The sequence below is a fragment of the Halomonas sp. 3D7M genome (assembly GCF_014897885.1).
GTDB lineage: Bacteria > Pseudomonadota > Gammaproteobacteria > Pseudomonadales > Halomonadaceae > Vreelandella.
On sequence record NZ_JABUZF010000182.1, the window covers coordinates 1 to 15,852 of the forward strand.

General features: G+C 54.8%; 21 protein-coding genes. 10 read left to right on the top strand and 11 right to left on the bottom strand.

The genetic code is table 11. The features are described 5' to 3' along the window. Positions 1 to 137 precede the first annotated feature (137 nt). From INT22_RS10345 to INT22_RS10375, 7 genes are all read left to right on the top strand, one after another. The gene (locus INT22_RS10345) at positions 138 to 722 is read left to right on the top strand and encodes a hypothetical protein (protein WP_193061741.1); all 585 of its coding nucleotides are present in this window, start codon (positions 138 to 140) and stop codon (positions 720 to 722) included. 225 nt (positions 723 to 947) lie between these two features. After that, the gene (locus INT22_RS10350) at positions 948 to 1,904 is read left to right on the top strand and encodes a hypothetical protein (protein ID WP_193068174.1); all 957 of its coding nucleotides are present in this window, start codon (positions 948 to 950) and stop codon (positions 1,902 to 1,904) included. After that, positions 1,904 to 2,845: an ADP-ribosylglycohydrolase family protein gene (locus INT22_RS10355; protein ID WP_193068175.1), complete on the top strand. Its 942-nt coding sequence runs from the start codon at positions 1,904 to 1,906 to the stop codon at positions 2,843 to 2,845. Before INT22_RS10350 ends, INT22_RS10355 begins: the two co-directional genes overlap by 1 nt. 61 nt (positions 2,846 to 2,906) lie before the next feature. Beyond that, the gene (locus tag INT22_RS10360; RefSeq protein ID WP_193068176.1) at positions 2,907 to 3,143 is read left to right on the top strand and encodes a hypothetical protein; all 237 of its coding nucleotides are present in this window, start codon (positions 2,907 to 2,909) and stop codon (positions 3,141 to 3,143) included. A 140-nt stretch (positions 3,144 to 3,283) separates the two neighbouring features. Continuing rightward, positions 3,284 to 4,137 (top strand): IS5 family transposase gene (locus INT22_RS10365; RefSeq protein WP_193068177.1). Its coding sequence is split into 2 segments (ribosomal slippage): positions 3,284 to 3,626 and positions 3,626 to 4,137, totalling 855 coding nucleotides; the frame shifts between segments, so codons are not numbered across the junction. 45 nt (positions 4,138 to 4,182) lie between these two features. Continuing rightward, positions 4,183 to 5,412, top strand: a complete 1,230-nt coding sequence (locus INT22_RS10370; protein WP_193068178.1) for a DUF4236 domain-containing protein — start codon at positions 4,183 to 4,185, stop codon at positions 5,410 to 5,412. A gap of 53 nt (positions 5,413 to 5,465) precedes the next feature. After that, positions 5,466 to 6,161, top strand: a complete 696-nt coding sequence (locus INT22_RS10375) for an HNH endonuclease family protein (RefSeq protein WP_193068179.1) — start codon at positions 5,466 to 5,468, stop codon at positions 6,159 to 6,161. A gap of 82 nt (positions 6,162 to 6,243) precedes the next feature. Here the strand turns inward: INT22_RS10375 and INT22_RS10380 are convergent, their stop codons facing one another. The 8 genes from INT22_RS10380 to INT22_RS10415 all read right to left on the bottom strand — a co-directional run bounded on the left by INT22_RS10380 (position 6,244) and on the right by INT22_RS10415 (position 11,200). Continuing rightward, positions 6,244 to 6,792, bottom strand: coding sequence for a hypothetical protein (locus INT22_RS10380; RefSeq protein ID WP_193068180.1), 549 nt, complete (start codon positions 6,790 to 6,792; stop codon positions 6,244 to 6,246). A gap of 83 nt (positions 6,793 to 6,875) precedes the next feature. Then, positions 6,876 to 7,112 carry a hypothetical protein gene (locus INT22_RS10385; RefSeq protein ID WP_193068181.1) on the bottom strand — a complete coding sequence of 79 codons (237 nt, stop codon included), beginning with the start codon at positions 7,110 to 7,112 and terminating at the stop codon, positions 6,876 to 6,878. Positions 7,113 to 7,188: 76 nt separating this feature from the next. Then, entirely contained in the window at positions 7,189 to 7,485 is a 297-nt protein-coding gene (locus INT22_RS10390) for a DUF7673 family protein (RefSeq protein WP_225736277.1), read from the bottom strand. Then, the gene (locus INT22_RS10395) at positions 7,482 to 8,048 is read right to left on the bottom strand and encodes a 3'-5' exonuclease (RefSeq protein ID WP_226912592.1); all 567 of its coding nucleotides are present in this window, start codon (positions 8,046 to 8,048) and stop codon (positions 7,482 to 7,484) included. The genes INT22_RS10390 and INT22_RS10395 overlap by 4 nt, the downstream gene beginning before the upstream one ends. A gap of 12 nt (positions 8,049 to 8,060) precedes the next feature. Further along, positions 8,061 to 8,795, bottom strand: coding sequence for a complement resistance protein TraT (locus tag INT22_RS10400; RefSeq protein WP_226912593.1), 735 nt, complete (start codon positions 8,793 to 8,795; stop codon positions 8,061 to 8,063). A 63-nt stretch (positions 8,796 to 8,858) separates the two neighbouring features. Next, the gene (locus tag INT22_RS10405) at positions 8,859 to 9,137 is read right to left on the bottom strand and encodes an HU family DNA-binding protein (RefSeq protein WP_193068182.1); all 279 of its coding nucleotides are present in this window, start codon (positions 9,135 to 9,137) and stop codon (positions 8,859 to 8,861) included. Between the two features lie 45 nt (positions 9,138 to 9,182). Continuing rightward, positions 9,183 to 9,932 carry an LPP20 family lipoprotein gene (locus tag INT22_RS10410; protein ID WP_193068183.1) on the bottom strand — a complete coding sequence of 250 codons (750 nt, stop codon included), beginning with the start codon at positions 9,930 to 9,932 and terminating at the stop codon, positions 9,183 to 9,185. An 80-nt stretch (positions 9,933 to 10,012) separates the two neighbouring features. After that, positions 10,013 to 11,200 carry a hypothetical protein gene (locus INT22_RS10415; RefSeq protein WP_193068184.1) on the bottom strand — a complete coding sequence of 396 codons (1,188 nt, stop codon included), beginning with the start codon at positions 11,198 to 11,200 and terminating at the stop codon, positions 10,013 to 10,015. Positions 11,201 to 11,354: 154 nt separating this feature from the next. Between INT22_RS10415 and INT22_RS10420 the strand changes: the two genes are divergently transcribed. The 3 genes from INT22_RS10420 to INT22_RS10430 all read left to right on the top strand — a co-directional run bounded on the left by INT22_RS10420 (position 11,355) and on the right by INT22_RS10430 (position 13,754). Then, positions 11,355 to 12,512 carry an RNA-guided endonuclease TnpB family protein gene (locus INT22_RS10420; protein WP_192539822.1) on the top strand — a complete coding sequence of 386 codons (1,158 nt, stop codon included), beginning with the start codon at positions 11,355 to 11,357 and terminating at the stop codon, positions 12,510 to 12,512. A 274-nt stretch (positions 12,513 to 12,786) separates the two neighbouring features. Continuing rightward, on the top strand, positions 12,787 to 13,101 hold the full coding sequence (locus tag INT22_RS10425) for a hypothetical protein (RefSeq protein WP_193068185.1): 315 nt from the start codon (positions 12,787 to 12,789) through the stop codon (positions 13,099 to 13,101). An 11-nt stretch (positions 13,102 to 13,112) separates the two neighbouring features. Further along, on the top strand, positions 13,113 to 13,754 hold the full coding sequence (locus INT22_RS10430; RefSeq protein ID WP_193068186.1) for an RES family NAD+ phosphorylase: 642 nt from the start codon (positions 13,113 to 13,115) through the stop codon (positions 13,752 to 13,754). A gap of 43 nt (positions 13,755 to 13,797) precedes the next feature. Here the strand turns inward: INT22_RS10430 and INT22_RS10435 are convergent, their stop codons facing one another. The 3 genes from INT22_RS10435 to INT22_RS10445 all read right to left on the bottom strand — a co-directional run bounded on the left by INT22_RS10435 (position 13,798) and on the right by INT22_RS10445 (position 15,632). Further along, positions 13,798 to 14,208, bottom strand: a complete 411-nt coding sequence (locus INT22_RS10435) for a hypothetical protein (protein WP_193068187.1) — start codon at positions 14,206 to 14,208, stop codon at positions 13,798 to 13,800. A gap of 59 nt (positions 14,209 to 14,267) precedes the next feature. Continuing rightward, on the bottom strand, positions 14,268 to 14,525 hold the full coding sequence (locus INT22_RS10440; protein ID WP_193068188.1) for a hypothetical protein: 258 nt from the start codon (positions 14,523 to 14,525) through the stop codon (positions 14,268 to 14,270). Between the two features lie 162 nt (positions 14,526 to 14,687). Next, positions 14,688 to 15,632, bottom strand: a complete 945-nt coding sequence (locus INT22_RS10445; RefSeq protein ID WP_193068189.1) for an IS5 family transposase — start codon at positions 15,630 to 15,632, stop codon at positions 14,688 to 14,690. Positions 15,633 to 15,852 lie beyond the last annotated feature (220 nt).

Here is a 15,852-nt window from a genome sequence, read left to right on the forward strand (position 1 = left end):
GCGCCAGCTTCACGGATTCAGGTAAGTTATAACGATCACATGCACTCGGGCAGCAATAAGCGCCGCTCCTTCGACGCTCTGTTTATTGCTGCCGGTCATATGAGGCATTAGGCGAATTGTTGACTTAGGGGAGTCGTATGTCGATTCAAAAAGAAAGACAGTCAGAGCGTCAAACGAAGGTATTAGGCAGAATTTGTAGCTTTACCGCCTCAAACGATGATCTTTTCTCAGTGCTCGTGCCATTATCATTCTTACTTCTTGTTGTGCTGGCTTTATTAGGGAAAGCTGCAGAGATGGCCGTTGTGGCGGGCTTCTCTGCTGTTTGCATGGCGTTTCTGAGGTTGGAAAATTTTTCTGAGTTCAGCGGCGTAGGCTTTTCCGCAAAGCTTCGCGATGTGGCTAAAAAGGTCGAGGCAATGGCAGTTAGAGAAACTGAAGTCGATGCTGACGATGTCTCTGACGCTCAATTTGGGAAAATCGCCACGATTCAGGTTTCTGCTCAAGAGCGAGAGGCATTGCAAGCGATCGAAGACAGTCCTTTCACTTTCAGAACGGCGACCGGTCTTGCTCAGAATTTAGAGCTTTCCGTATCTGCCGTGCGACAGCTCATGGCTGGCTTGGAAGAAAAGGGTTTAGCATCCCAAATTGTCACATCACGCCGATCAATTGCATGGAATATTACCGCTCAAGGTCGTAACTACCTTTTGAGCATGGCCAAGTGAAGAGATTGCCTAACAATCGCAGGCACAGCTACGGCTTTTCCATTGCGGCTGCGCCTTCATTACAAAGTTGCACGTACTGCGGGCGTTAAAGCGCTATATCAACGGCTCCTAAAAGACCGCTCCTGGCCGAAACCAGCCTTTCCAGTTTCTGATGTAGCGGGACTGTGCAACGTGCAGGCTTTTGCGGCAAAGTATGGGGCAGCTGTAGATTGCAAGGAGATGCGGATGTCCGCCGCCAGTACCTATCGTCATTATCCCAGTTTCACACGTCGTTTCACCCGCTCCATCCTGAAGCAGGTAGGGTTGCCCAAGAAGCATGAAAAGGAAGTGTTTCTTGATCTGGTAGAAGACCCCAGAACCATGACCAGTATCAACGGTGAGGCACTTGTGCTCGAATACTGGCATGAGCGTCAGGGGCGAATCATCGTGCCGGAACCCTCGCTTTCGGCCTGGTTACAGCAGGTGTCTTTGAGCAAGGTGCAAGGTGATTCGTTTGCCTGGCCATATGAGTTCAGTACGATTTCTCTGCCGACTGCCCAGCTGTTTGAAGGCTATACCATTGAAGGCGTGATGGTGAGCTGGATGCAGGCGTCCTCTCTTCAACAGCGGTATGATGATTTTCTCCGCCAGTATGGTTCTTCTTTCCAGATGGAAGTGCCTGCCTCTCAGCCGGAGCAGTGGTTAACTATCAGTATTCATAATCCGCTGGAGCCTCAGTCGACCCTTAATCCTTCCCTTTTACGGGCAGCTTTTACGCCGGAACAGCTGACGGATTTTATCAACCGGGAAGCCATGAAGACCGTTGGGCTATCCGGTATGTCTATGAACGCCGATGAGCAACGCATCCTGAATGCCGTGATTCGCTATGTGGTCTCGCTGGGTATGTATTTGTCTGCCTACCCGGAGTCTCTTAACAGTGGCGTGCCATCGTATATGAAAAATAAGCACCCCAGTGGCAAGGGCGGTATGCCCTTTGCGCAGGTGGAGTACGACAGACATGATCGCGAACTGGTGGCCGCCATGGTGTCACCCCATTCCGTTTCACCTTACTGGCGGCAGCTGCGCGATGAACGTTTTTACCGAGGCAAATGGAAAAGTCATCGTCGTGGAAGCCGTTATGTGCTGGTCAGTGGCTATGAAGTAGGTAGCGATAAAACGGTTGCCGTAGAGAGAGCACAATAGTGAATATTTCACCGGATCCATCTCGGTGGACAGGATGCCTGTTGGGTCTGGCCGTAGGTGATGCTCTGGGAGCACCGTTGGAGTTTCATTCTCGCGACCGGCTTAAACCGATCACCGGTATGATTGAAGGTGGCAAGTTTCGGATGCGCCAAGGGGAGTGGACGGATGATACAGCCATGGCACTATGTCTGGCGGATAGTCTGATTGCTTGTGATGGCTTTGATGCAGCAGATCAGATGGCACGCTATTGGCGTTGGGCTGAGGAGGGGGAAAACTCAACCCGTCCACGTGCCTTTGGAATCGGTAAGACGGTTGCGGGTGCACTGGCAAGATATCAACAGTCTGGCTCCCCCTGGTGTGGAAGTGAGTCTTCAGCATCTTCCGGTAATGGTTCCCTTATGCGCCTGGCCCCGATTCCAATGCGTTACGCAGGATCAGTAATGCTGGGTGAGTATGCTGAGCTCAGCTCGCAAACTACGCATGCCTCTTCACTTTGCGTCAGTGCCAGCAGGCTGATGTCTCAGCTGATAAGCAATGCGCTTCTGGGGGCCACCGATAAAACAGCTTGGTTAATGTCAGTGCCTTCCGAGGTACATGCACCCTCACTTATCAATGCATTGGCAGAGGGTGAATATCGCGTTAAAGAGCGAGTCGATATTTTTGGCAGCGGATATGTCGTTGAGAGCCTGGAAGCTGCTCTATGGTGCCTGTGGCAAACTGAGTCATTTGAGGATGCGGTTCTAATGGCAGCGAATCTGGGTGACGATGCCGATACGACAGCGGCTATTACTGGTCAGCTGGCGGGTGCATTTTACGGTGTGGCTTCCATTCCTGATGCCTGGTTGGAAGTATTGCATCAAAAGCAGCGAATACAAGGTACTGCGCAACAGCTTTACAAGGCTTACTGCTTTGATGCTTCTTTGGCAGTTCCCAACAAATAAGGACGTGATGATGTCTCTGGAAATACGCGATGATCACTTTATGGTGTGTACGGACTGTCAGATGATTATCGTCAACGATGACGCCAGCGGACTGGATTATTCACTTGATGAGGATGTAGCGAACGAGCGCGAAGAGCAGATTCGTAAGGCGATTTCCGACATCCAATCAGACGGCAGTTATCTTATTGCCGGTGATGACGATCAGAATGATGAGTTTTCATCCAGGGCCTGCGATTGCTGTGGGACACGTCTGGCTGGAGAAAGGTATCATTGCAGGCTTTTAAGAAACGTCTTGTAATCAGCTTGCTATCGAAAATTTTGCACGCCAGCACTGATATGTGCAATGTGAGACGAAATTCGGATTGCGAAGCCTAGGTTTTGTACGAAAAGTCTTATCTACTAACTTTACCTATGCAAAAGCAGCATAGGGGGGCAGAAATGGTTGGACGTTACGAAATCTCTGATGACAGATGGGCATTGATTGAAGATATCGTTTCGCCTCCGCAAACCATGGGCAGGCCCAAGCGAAATGATAGAATAATGCTCAATGGTATTTTTTGGGTGCTGTGCTCTGGCGCTAAGTGGCGTGATCTACCCGAGCGTTATGGCCCTTGGTCGACGGTGTATGACCGATTCCGCAAGTGGCGCGATGACGGCACTTTTGACGCAGTGCTTGACCGCTTGCAGCTCAGGTTACGTGAAGATGGGCTTATGGATTTGGACACTTGGATGATTGATGCGACTTCTGTGAGAGCAACGCGTGCTGCCGCTGGAGGCGGTAAAAAGGGGGCTCAGAGGAACCGTTAGACCATGCGCTCGGCCGAAGCCGCGGCGGCTTAACCACCAAAATTCATTTGGTTTGTGATCGGCATGGTTGGCCACTGGCATTCACGTTATCTCCCGGTCAACAGGCTGATTCTCGTCACTTTGTCACCACGTTGGAGAGGATTTCTCTTCCAGGCAAAACTGGCAGGCCACGCAAACGCTGCTGCTATATGGTGGCTGATAAAGGATATGACAGCGATGTGCTTCGTCGTTACTGCGAAAAGCATGGTATGAAACCGGTGATTGCTCAGCGCAACATGCATCGAAGGAAACGGCCAGGACTGCCTAGACGATTCGATAAGCACAAATATCGTCAGCGAAATGCAATAGAGCGCTGTTTTGGGTGGCTTAAAGAATTACGCCGCGTTGCAACCCGCTATGAAAAGCTGGCGAGTAGTTTTAAGGCGATGGTATGCGTTGCATGCATCGACCGCTGCTTGCGAGCCAACTTTTCGTACAAAACCTAGGGTCATGGCTTTTAAACCGAACAACATTTTTTACATGGGTCATCAATGGCATTTCGATTTCAGCGGCGGATAACACTAGCTCCCGGTGTTCGGCTTAACCTCAGCAAACGGGGGCTGGGGCTCTCGGTCGGGCCGCGAGGTGCCAGTGTCAGTGTTGGACCCAGCGGTGCTCATGCTCATGCCGGCATTCCTGGTACGGGGCTTTCCTACCGCACTAAACTGGATCGGAAAGGAACCCGAGGTACTTCGTTCTCCAGAGAAACTCGTGCTGGAAGATCTGACAACGTCTCATCACGCTTGCCAGAGGCGGGGCATATCGACTTGCAGCTGGTGGTCGATGATGAGGGTGACGTGCGTTATCAATGGCCGGATGGCGAACCGCTTTCCTTTGAGGACACCCGAGCAGTAAAACGCCAGGGAGAGGCGATGATACGGGAGCGCCTGCAGGTCATCTGCGAGCAGCGCAATTCGGATATTGATGTGCTAGGGCAGCTCCATTGGACAACCCCGTGTCTGGAAACACGCGGCTACGCGCCTAAAGCGTTTGATGAACCTGCACCAGTGCCGCCCGAGCCACTCCGCTTGAGCTGGTGGCAGCATTTATGGCGGCCGACCCGAGAACGACTGGAAGCGGCACATTACGATAGCCAAGGTGCCTATGATGTTGCAAGAGAACACTGGGAAGCGCGCAAGGCGGCATTCGAAAAGGCTCAACTGGCGCGGCAGTACGACGAAGAGACAGGCGTCTTCAGGGACTTGGATGTCATGCAACAGGTGTTGCACAAACGGCTGGAAGAGATTGATTGGCCGCGAGAGACCGCGATTGATTTTGACCTGGGTAGCGACAAACGCACCATCGCCGTCGACATTGATCTGCCGGATGAAGACGAGATGCCGGATCACTACTGGCAGATGCCTGCTAAGGCGCTGAAGCTATCGCCTCGAAAACTCAGTGGCACTCGCCAGCGTAAGCTCTACCGTGATCACGTTCACGGCGTGGCGTTTCGCGTGATCGGGGCGATTTTTGCCCGTCTTCCTACAGTCGAAGAAGCACGAGTATCTGGGTACCGTCAGGTGGTGGATGCCGCCACCGGTGGTGAACACGATCAATACCTTTACAGCATCAAGGTGACCCGTGAGCAGTGGTCTCGCATTCACTTTGACCAGCTGGCACAGGTCGATCCCGTGGCAGCCGTGGAAGCGTTCACCCTACGTCGGGACATGACCAAAACGGGGATCTTTCGAGATATTGAGCCCTTCACACTTTCATCGTGAGCAAGACGTGCTGAAATAGCACGGTATTCCACTGATTTAAAAGGCTTATACGTATGCGACGTTTATTCCTTCTCTTTGTTACCTTTCTTCTGATCACCCCGCTGGCCAACGCCGGAATCGTCAAGAAAAGCACTTCCGGCATTTGTCACAACGAGGCAAGCGCGTACTACAGCCGAACCAAGAACTTCACGCCCTACGACGATCTATCGACCTGTCTGGACAGCGGTGGCCGGTTACCTAAAGGCCAAGCAAATCAAGCCACCTCAACGACATCTAATAGTGAGTACAGTCGTTCCCAATTTGGCCACGGCTGGTCGGATGACGACGGGGATTGCCAGGATGCCCGGGCAGAAGCGCTTATCGCATCCTCTACCGTACAACCCGTTCAGTTTGCCAGTGATGATCGGTGTCGCGTCACGCGTGGGCGCTGGATCAGCCCTTTCACCGGGGAGGTGATTCAGAACTCGTCCGATATCGACATCGACCACGTTGTACCGCTCAAGTTTGCCTGGGATCACGGTGCTTCTGATTGGCCACGCGACAAGCGCATCCGGTTTGCCAATGATCCCGTCAACCTGTTCCCTGTAGAAGCCAGCCTCAACAGAAGTAAGGGCGCGCGGGGGTTGTCAGAATGGATGCCGCCCGCTGGCCAGTGTGGGTATGCCAGCCGATTTGTGCGGGTTGCGACAATTTATGGGGTTACTTTACCAGAAGCTGATCGCAGTGTTCATGTGCGTGTCTGCAATTGAGCGTTTGATGTCCTTCCCCCCCTGAAGCACGAGGTTTAACGCGCATTCTGATCAAGCGCCCTCGATGGGGCGCTTGAGGTGCTTAATCCACGTCTGATCTTGCCTGAAACTCCCGCGCAATCTCCAGGTCGAGCAGATCGTTTTCGACCGACATGGTTTCCGGCTCGCCCCATTCAGCCAGCGCCAGCACTTCGCCCTTGGTGAGCCCAAGCCGCTGTTGAAGCCTTGCCGCATAGCGGTCAGGGCTAATGGGGTGACTGGCATCGAACGGGGCCATAATGGTTGCCCTGGCATAGCAGTCGTCACTTCCCTCTAGCCCCTCCAGCGCAATATCGTTGGCTTGTGCCAGTAGGGGCGTAATGCCATCACCGGCGGCAACGATAGGGCGCTCACTTTTGATCCAGGCCCAGCTCCGGTACTCATCGTCGCCGTCACGCACATAGCCAATCACGATGACCTGCCAGTGCATCGGCGTGTTGATCGCAATCGTGTAGGTCGATTTGATCTTTTCTGGTGTCGATGGGGTGAGCAGATTAAAGCCCTGGTGATGATCGGGTATCGGTTCACCCGCCTCGGCCCTGGCATGATCGACATAGCGCCAGCTATAGAGCAAGCGCGTCATCTGGCGCATTTTGTTGCGCTTCCGTGCAGAGAGCGCCTTTTTGTCCCGTTTGGAAGGCCGTGTGTTCGGTTTTCTTTTCGCTTTGGGCATGGTTAAGCCTTCGTTTCTGTGTTGTGTTGCTGCTGGCGCTGTTTGCCCCGCCAGCGCCGGTAGTGGCCCCGCGCTTTCTGGCAAGCCGCTTCGATGGTCGGGAAGTCTTCGCTGGCATCGCCGATGAAAGCTGTCGTCTCGAAATAGTAGCCCCAGGGCGACGCGACAACGCGATAGCCTGGGGGAAGGGCGTGTTTCGGGTTGCTGGGGTCGAGCGATACGGCCTTGGCCATGTCCATGGTGCTGGCTCCTGGTCGGTGGATTCACAAATATCGTCTCACGACTTTTCAATCGACCAAGCCCCAACGGGGAATGTTATTGGTCGCGCCAGCAACGCCAGAGGATTGTCATGTCATCCCCGTACCCCAGCTCGTCGGGATAGACAGGGTAGCGTGAAATCCAATCGAACAGCAGGCGACAATCGCTGGCGGTGTCGTCGTCCAGTCCCCAAAGGTCGGTCAGTCCAAAACCGCCGTTGTCGTCAGGATTGTGCCAAGCCAGTAGGAAGCTGGCGCAGATGCGTCCCTGTCCTGTATCCGTTTGCGCGATGGCGATGACGCGCTCCAGAGCATGTCGTGTGGGTCTGTCGAGCTGGATATAGTGAATTGTCAAGGTTGATCGTCCTGTCGTCGCAAGTATTGCCACACTGCACGGCAGGCCAGTGCATCTGCGGCAGCGCGATGTTTCGACCCAGGCCAGTGAAAGCCCACATAGTTGGCGGCGGAGTCGAGCTTGTGCCAGCGATAGTCGTTCCAGTCGCCGATATGTTCTGCAAAATCGAGCATGCAGCACGATACCTGGTCTGCGGCAGTCGCCACCTCGGGTAGAAAACCCAGATCAAAATCGGCGTTATAGATCACCAGTCGAGCCCCCGTCACCAGTGCGAGCAATTCTGGTAGCACGTCTTCACGGGTGGGGGCCATCGCTACGTCGTCAGGCGAAATACCGTGTATGCGCTGGGCGTCCGGCCATGCGGTCGATTCGGCAGGTCGAAGTAGGGTGTCGAGCACGATATTACCCGCGTCGTCGACCACGGCAATTTCCACCAGCTCGTCTGTCGCGGGGTGCAATCCGGTTGTCTCGGTGTCCAGATAGAAGGTATTCATGAAAAGCGTCTTTCCAAAACAAGTGAAGCCACCGATCAAGGTGGCTTCTTGACTATTGTAGCGCTTCAATAACGGTATTGCTTAAAGCAGCCCCGAAATGGCATCTGTAAGCCCCTGTTCCAGCTCCGGCAGGGCTTCCTCGAAATCAAGGTTCATCTTGTTGGCGACACTGGCAATGCGGGTGTCGTAGCGTTGCCATTCGGTTGCCGATGTTGATTGAACGCTGCGAGTACCCGAACTGCCTTGGCTCAAGTTCGCCTGATTCTGTTCGGTGACGGTGATGCCGTCGTCGACACGCCGGCTCACGCGAACGTCCGTGATCATCGAAAATTTAACGTCCTTCACCATGGCGTCTGCCGCCGCACCGATCAACGCGCCAGCGATGGCCGTCCCCACGCGCCCAGAGCCACCGCCAACATAAGTGCCGCCCAGTGCTGCGCCAGTCAAGGCCGCCCCATAGCCTGCACCGACCGCCTGAGACGCATCGCGCAGATCGGTTTCCCCGATTTGCAAGACATTAGCCTGGATTAAGAACTGGGCATCGTCCAGATCGCGGGTGACTTCGTAGCCTTTGGCCTCGATGGCAGAAATGACACTGGTTTCGATGTCGATTTCCTGGTGGTCAGAAGTGTTGCGAAGCTGGACATAGACCACTTGCTCGTCGAGCGGAACAGGATCGAGGAAGATGGTGTCCGACATTTTGGTGCTAACGGCCAGCTCGCGCTTGTTAATCGCCGTATGCGTCGCTGCGCACCCGCTTAACAACATGACACCGGCCATGGCACCGGCAATGAGTAGGTTTTTCTTCAGAAGCATGGGGTTTTCCTTCTAGGATCGTGATGGTATTGCCAGCCCGACGGGGCTGGCGCTTTTTCAGGTTCAGGCGTTCAGGGCGGCCTTGATCGTGGAGGAAGGGCGCAGCGCAATCGTCTTTTTGGCGGGGATATTGATCTCGTCGCCCGTCCCAGGGTTTCGGCCTTTTCGGGCTGCCGATTGGCGTAGCACCAGTTTGCCCAGGCTACCCAGGGAATACTTTTCCTGTTCCTCGATGTTGGCTTCCACACTGTCGCCGAGGGCCGTCAGCACCGCCTCAACCGTGGTTTGGGATTGGCCGCTGCGTTCGGCAATGTCGCGGATAACGTCGCTTTTCTTTTCCATGATGTGTCTCGCTTTTCTATGTGATGGGATTGGGTGACGGGCGTGCTACGGCTGCTGCAACGCTCGCACCAGGGCTTCGTCCGGCATATCGCCGTCGAGGGCAACCACCGCATCGGGACGGCGGCCTTCTGAACGCGGATCAGGCTCGCTGGATGCGTTTTGCGATGGTGCCGCCGCGTCAAAACGGGGCGTACCGTCGACGCGCTCCATGAGCTGCCGGTATTGCGCTCGCAATGTGTCGCCTGCATGGCCGTTCTGGTCAGTAAAGGCGGTCAGTGCGCGATTGACGTCGGGGAAGGGCAGCTTGATCAAGCTGTACACGCGATAGCCCTCACGGCCCGACTGGATGACCCGCTCGACATCTTCTGCGCCCGCGACGTTCACGCTATCGACGAACGTGTTAACGATGCTTTGGAAGCTGGCATCGCCGTCACCGGCCAGTGTGCTTTCCGCCGACAAGGTTTGATTGATCTCTTGGGCCACGCGACGGCGAGCGTCGATATTGGCTTTTTGGAGCGCCAGCGACAGTGATGTGCTGGTGCCGATACCCGCGCCATAAAGCCCTGTAGCGTCCGGTGACGGCGTTTTGATGACCCAGGCGGGGATAGAGTCGATCACACCGCTTTGACGCGTCTCACGCTCGCTGATGCGTGTCTCGGCGCGTTCGTGCAGGGCAGCTTCGCGCTCAAGCGCCACGTCCGTCGGTGTCTGGCTGGCGCACCCCGCCAACAGCAGCAGGGCGCTGGCGGCTCCGACAAGCGGTATCCAGCAGGGCCGTATAGGGTGTGTTGGCATTCCCGATTTCCTTTTTTGGTAGTGAGTCTCGATATCTATCTTCTTCGCCGGATCAAAACGGCCAAACGCGTGCGAAAAGCTCAGAAAAACCGCCCGTACCGCGCAATTCCTATATCCCGCTTGCTGTGGTCGCGGCGAACATCCCCGCGTCCGATCCAGTTGTTTCGTACTGGCATCAGGTCGTCGACGCGAACATGCTCAAATGCTGCCGACACGTCGGTAATCCGTGGGTGTTGCGCTGGCACCGTAAACGTGAACACGGCTTGTCCCAGGTCGGGGCGGTAGCGGTCTACCTGGAACCACGTCAGCGCCCGACGGTGAAACGAAGCGGTCATTGCACTGGCGTCACCCGCACGAACCGCCCGATAGGTGTCGAGTCTACCCAGGTGGTCGTGGTAGATAGGTTGCCGGAAGGACGGAATTTTGGATGTTTTATGGCGCTGACCCTCCAGTTCAAAAGGCGCATGGGGCGCTTTAAGCCCCATATCAGGGAGATGCTGGCCGCCGAGATACCAGAGATAGTGTTCCAGAGGCGTGAAGGCCAGAAGGGCGGCCTCGCGGCGGTTATCGCCAAAGGCGACCGGCGACAGCACGACCTGGTGAAACTGGGCGGCAGGGGTAGGGCTGCCAGGGGCTTCCATGTCGGCATTGACGCTCAACGACAACACCAACGGGGACGGCGCGAACAGGTCGGCAGCCAGCCAGTATTTCAGCGACCGCCAGGGATCAAGTGCCTGTATCTGCTCAGGGGTGAGCTGGCCGTGGGTGAAGGGCAGGCCCGTGGCCTCCAGCACAGCCTCCACGAAGCCATCAAAGCCGGTGACATGCACGGTGTATTCGGTGCCTTGGGTGTGAGGGCTGGGGGCTGTCTTCACAATGTCGACATCGAGGGCAGCGTTGTAGTCGCGGGTCAGGCGCGACACATCCTGCGCGAGCTGGCGCTTGAGCGGACGGACATCGGCATACGTCTGCGGGATCGCGTCGACGCCCTCCGGCTGGTAGGTCAGGCGTGAACGCGAGCGGCCATCGGACGGCTGTTCCTGGAACGCCTTGATCCAGTCTGCCTGACGCGGATCGTAGCCCTCCAGGCGCAGCCAGGGAGCCAGGTCGTCATTTTTGAGCCACGATGCCAAATCAGCAGCGAAGGTAATCGCGCTGAATGGCATGTCGGCGGGTTCGGTCGGTGTCTCAGCACGGGCAGCAGGGAGCGTTGCCTGATGCTGGCCACTGCCGTCGGGAGTGGCACTGACAGGGGCGTTCTCACGCAACCGCCGGTTCTCGCGTTGCAAGTAGGCATTGGCAGCGGTAAGGGCATGATCAAATTGCGCGTCAAACCTCGGCCTTTTAGGCCGGGGAAGGATAGCGCGAGGCGCGTAGCGCCTCTTGGTTGACAGGCTATATTTACCGCGTTAGATTCAAGCCATGACCACCGCACATCGCGCCTACCGTTATCGGTTCTATCCCACGCCCGAGCAAGCTGACCAGCTTGCCCGGACGTTTGGCTGTGTGCGGTACGTCTACAACCATTTCCTGCGGCAGCGCACCGATGCCTGGTTCGAGCGTCAGGAGCGCATGGGCTACAACGCCACCGCCAAAGCGCTCACCAGCCTCAAGAAAGAGCCAGACACGGCGTTTCTGGCCGAGGTATCCAACGTCTGCTTGCAACAGTCACTCCGGCATCTGGATCGGGCGTTTAGCAATTTTTTCAAAGGTCAGGCGCGGTATCCCACGTTCAAGAAGAAGCAGCGCAAGCAATCAGCCACTTACATGGCCAACGGTTTTCGTTGGCGCGACGGCAAATTGTGGCTGGCCAAGCAAAAAGACCCGCTCAATATCCGCTGGAGTCGGTATTTTTCCGGCACGCCGAGCAGTATCACGGTGAGTTGTGACACCGCTGGCCGTTACCACGTCAGCTTTTTGGTGGCGGAAGCGGCCACACCACTGCCGGTTACCCCCAAAATGGTCGGCATTGATCTGGGGCTGACGCATCGCGTTATCACCAGTCACGGCGAAAAAGTCCCCAACCCGCGTTTTCTACGCCGTACCGAGCGTAAGCTGGCGCGGGCGCAACGGAACCTGTCGCGTAAACAGAAAGGTTCCAATAACCGCGCCAAAGCGCGGCTTCGGGTGGCTAAGGTACATGCCAAGCTGGCCGACCAGCGTCGCGACGCCACCCATAAACTCTCCACGCAGCTTATTCACGAGAACCAAGTCATTGCTGCCGAGAGTTTGCAAATTAAGAATATGGTCAAAAACCGCTCACTGGCCAAGGCCATCAGCGACGTGGGTTGGCATCAGCTCACGCAACAACTGACGTACAAGGCCGAACGGTACGGGCGTGATTTCGTCCAGATCGACAAGTGGTTTCCCAGTTCGAAACGCTGCTTTCACTGTGGCCATATCACCGAGAAGATGCCACTGAACGTGCGTACTTGGGACTGCCCTGGCTGTGGCACCCAAGGCATTGACCGCGACGTGAACGCTGCTCGCAACATACTTCAATCGGGCAAAGCGATCCTGGCCGGGGCCGACAAGCTCCGCCAGCATGAGAAAACTACCGTGGGACTCACGGGAGGTTAAGCCTGTGGAGCTTGTGTAAGACCTGAGGTGCTATCACCAAGGGCAACGGGCTGCGAAGCAGGAACCTGGAAGGCAACAACCAGGGAATCCCCTTCCTTTCCGTCGTCAGACGGCAGCGCAAGCTGAGGGAGGGGAGGAGGTCAAGCTTGCCCTACGAGAGCAGTATCCTGTCGACACAGCACCACCACAACACGATGGACCAACACTGACCAGTGCTCATGGAACCGCCGGGCTCCGCTGGCTATTCGACCGGCGTGAGCGTTGGGGCCTGACGATGGACGATCTGGGCACTCTTCTGGGAGGCGTCAGTCGTCGCACTTTGACTGGGTGGCAGGCAAAGGTGAACAACGGTGAAACCGTAGAAGTATCCCGGGATATGATGGACCGAATCAGCTTGCTTCTGGGCATCCATAAAGCACTTTCTCTTATTACACCGGCAGGGCATGAAAGCATGGCTAATGAGTGGTTCCAGAAACCCATAGATCTAATGGGGCTGCAGGGACGCTCAATCAAGCGTTACTTGCTGGAACAGGGCTCCATGGAAGCTCTGTACTATATTCGTCGTAATCTGGATGCCATGCGCGGTTAAGGGAGATTAAGTTGGAACACGTTAAACCGCTATGGAAGCACCACCGCGTCATACACAGCAAATACCCACCTATTGACTGCTTTGAAAGCCCGGACTCCATGATTCTTGCTGAACTGGAGTCCGCAACCAGTGATCGAGTTATTCACTGGCCGCGGTACGTCGACAACAAAGATTACCGGGCGGGGCCGGGGTGGGGCGCTGTTATGGCCTCATTCTGCTATCCGTCGGAAGGGCGCTTTAACACCCTATCAAGAGGTGCGTACTACGCTGGAGACAGTCTGGAAACGGCTCTGCACGAATGGATCTATCATTCCGGCAAGATCTGGCGAGGCTTTGGCGTCGGAGTCGACTACTCAGCAGTGGTGCGTTGCTACACCGGGCACGTAGCTGAACCACTGGTTGACCTTCGAGATCAACCCCAGTACATGCACGATACGAACTATGCGCCCGGCCAACAGGAAGCAGCTAACCTCATTAACGCAGATGAGTTCGGCATTCTGTATAGTTCGGTGCGCTCTCCGGGGGCGGAAGCGATCGCATTGCTGAGACCGCCAGCGACAAGCCCCGTTACGCAGGCGGGACACTACTCACTGCACTGGGACGGCGAGCAGTTCACGAAGTATGCCCAGCTTACAGAGTACCGTCCGCTTTAGAGCCAATGCCGTGCCAACCGACAAGAGGCGTATAACAAAACCCTCAAGCAACGATGACTTTAGCCCGGCGCAACTGGCGGAGTTCTTTTAGCTCCTCCGTCCACTTCTTAATGTCGAGCCGATCATTACTATCAGAATTTTGAGCGAGTTCTGTTTTGTCCTTCAAGAGCCGGTTGTTCTCAATTCGCAGCTTAGACAACTCAATAGCGCAGATCAGCTCAACAATCTTGCTTTCTGTTTGCGCCAAAATGCGCTTCTTAACAGCGTCCTCCTCAGACTCGCAGGATTGGCAACCCTCAAGCTCCGGCGTTGCCGGGCAGATCACACGATCGCTAGTGCCAATCACTCCGTCTGATACCAGATCCACTTGCTCAACCCGAGCAGTCTTTGGATCATCCGTTACCGCAAACCAGCGGCTACCCCAGTATGCACCCTTGACATCCTCACCGGGCATTTGGAAGGAGTCTTACGCGCATGGTGATAACAAACTCCTTTGTCACAGCCCGTGATGGGCTAGATCACCATCAATCGCTCTGAGATGGCGTCAAAATCTACCTCGGGTTCTTCGCCGTAACTCTCACGGATCACGCCATCCTCACCCACCGACACAAAAACGGTTGAACGCATCCCATTGGGCTTAGTGCGAAAAACAACACTGGTATCCTTTCCCTTGAATTCTTTTTTCAGCGTCTCTTTAAGCTCCTCTACACTTCTGAACAAAAGATCATTCCCAAAGTTCTTAATCTTGAGTGGACGAGGTTCGTACACCACTGAAATCTCCTAAGGAGGGTCTGATTAACGCCTGATTTGTCGCTGAATCGCTTTTCAATTCGAAAAAAAGCCGTTCAAACTCGATTTCGGCGTAATTTTTCCCTTTTTTGTTCGTTTTTTGCCCGTTTCCCGCCGTTTTGGCGGAATTCGGGCGCACTGGCCCTACGCCAGCAAGTATTTTTCACCGATCAGTAAATTGGTGAATGCTGCTAGCAAGTGCAACCGGGTACTGTTTTTGGCCAGGCCGCGATAGCGGACTTTGCTGTAGCCAAAGACCTGTTTGATGTAGCGGAATGGGTGTTCCACTTTGGCCCGAGCACTGGCTTTGAGCTTTTCAGCTTTCAACTGACGGTCATCCATTTTCTTGCGAGAGCCAGGACGTTTAGCAATGAACCAGGATACGTTTTTACGATTTTTATGCTCATCGCGCTTTTGAATCCCAAGATAACCAGCATCACCGAACACGCGCTGCTCGTCACCATGAAAAAGGTTACCGGCGGGCACAATGTCGTGGATGTTGGCTGCCGTGGTATCGATGCTGTGGATCAGGCCGAGCGTGTCATCGACGCCGATGTGCATCTTCATGCCGAAGTACCATTGATTGCCTTTTCGGGTCTGGTGCATCTCTGGGTCACGCTTGCCGCTCTCGTTCTTCGTGGAGCTTGGAGCAGAAATGATGGAAGCATCCACAATGCTACCTTCGCGCAGCATCAGACCGTTCTTCTCCAAGTGTTTGTTCACTTCTTTGAACAACACCTTGCCGAGGCCATGGCGTTCAAGGAAATGACGGAACTTGAGAATGGTGGTTTCATCCGGTAAGCGATCCAACTTCAGGCCGGCGAAGTGCCGCATGGATTCAATCTCGTACAGGGCATCTTCCATGGCCGGGTCGCTGAGGTTATAGAACAACTGCATGCAGTGGACTCGCAGCATGGTCGGCAGGGGATACGGTGGCCTGCCAGTCTGGCCCTTGGGATAATAACGAGCGACCTTCTTCTCCAACTGCTTCCACGGAATCAGTTTGTCCATCCGCTCCAGAAAGATCTCGCGGCGAGTCTTGCGCTTTTTGGTCTGGTACTCGGCTTCGGAGAAGGTGATCTGATCCATGGTGGCAACGAATCCTATGCGGTTGACGATGGCCGTATTATCGCTGATTTTGAGACTTAATCAGAGTCTCCCTAAATATTATTTTCTAAAAAAATTGTTTTAAGTGTGCTGTTTTTTTTAAACGGCTTCGTATTTATTTTTTTATTTTTTGTGTTTTCGAGGTTTAATTTTCTTTTTTGTTTGGTTTTTAATGATGAGGCATTTAACGCTTTCTTGCAAT

What these genes read in the sequence shown, in the direction of transcription:
- INT22_RS10345 (WP_193061741.1), top strand. Translation starts at nt 138, where the DNA reads ATGTCGATTCAAAAAGAAAGACAGTCAGAGCGTCAAACGAAGGTATTA.
- INT22_RS10350 (WP_193068174.1), top strand. Translation starts at nt 948, where the DNA reads ATGTCCGCCGCCAGTACCTATCGTCATTATCCCAGTTTCACACGTCGT.
- INT22_RS10360 (WP_193068176.1), top strand. Translation starts at nt 2,907, where the DNA reads ATGATTATCGTCAACGATGACGCCAGCGGACTGGATTATTCACTTGAT.
- INT22_RS10370 (WP_193068178.1), top strand. Translation starts at nt 4,183, where the DNA reads ATGGCATTTCGATTTCAGCGGCGGATAACACTAGCTCCCGGTGTTCGG.
- INT22_RS10375 (WP_193068179.1), top strand. Translation starts at nt 5,466, where the DNA reads ATGCGACGTTTATTCCTTCTCTTTGTTACCTTTCTTCTGATCACCCCG.
- INT22_RS10380 (WP_193068180.1), bottom strand. Translation starts at nt 6,792, where the DNA reads ATGCGCCAGATGACGCGCTTGCTCTATAGCTGGCGCTATGTCGATCAT.
- INT22_RS10385 (WP_193068181.1), bottom strand. Translation starts at nt 7,112, where the DNA reads ATGGACATGGCCAAGGCCGTATCGCTCGACCCCAGCAACCCGAAACAC.
- INT22_RS10400 (WP_226912593.1), bottom strand. Translation starts at nt 8,795, where the DNA reads ATGCTTCTGAAGAAAAACCTACTCATTGCCGGTGCCATGGCCGGTGTC.
- INT22_RS10405 (WP_193068182.1), bottom strand. Translation starts at nt 9,137, where the DNA reads ATGGAAAAGAAAAGCGACGTTATCCGCGACATTGCCGAACGCAGCGGC.
- INT22_RS10410 (WP_193068183.1), bottom strand. Translation starts at nt 9,932, where the DNA reads ATGCCAACACACCCTATACGGCCCTGCTGGATACCGCTTGTCGGAGCC.
- INT22_RS10420 (WP_192539822.1), top strand. Translation starts at nt 11,355, where the DNA reads ATGACCACCGCACATCGCGCCTACCGTTATCGGTTCTATCCCACGCCC.
- INT22_RS10425 (WP_193068185.1), top strand. Translation starts at nt 12,787, where the DNA reads ATGGACGATCTGGGCACTCTTCTGGGAGGCGTCAGTCGTCGCACTTTG.
- INT22_RS10435 (WP_193068187.1), bottom strand. Translation starts at nt 14,208, where the DNA reads ATGCCCGGTGAGGATGTCAAGGGTGCATACTGGGGTAGCCGCTGGTTT.
- INT22_RS10445 (WP_193068189.1), bottom strand. Translation starts at nt 15,632, where the DNA reads ATGGATCAGATCACCTTCTCCGAAGCCGAGTACCAGACCAAAAAGCGC.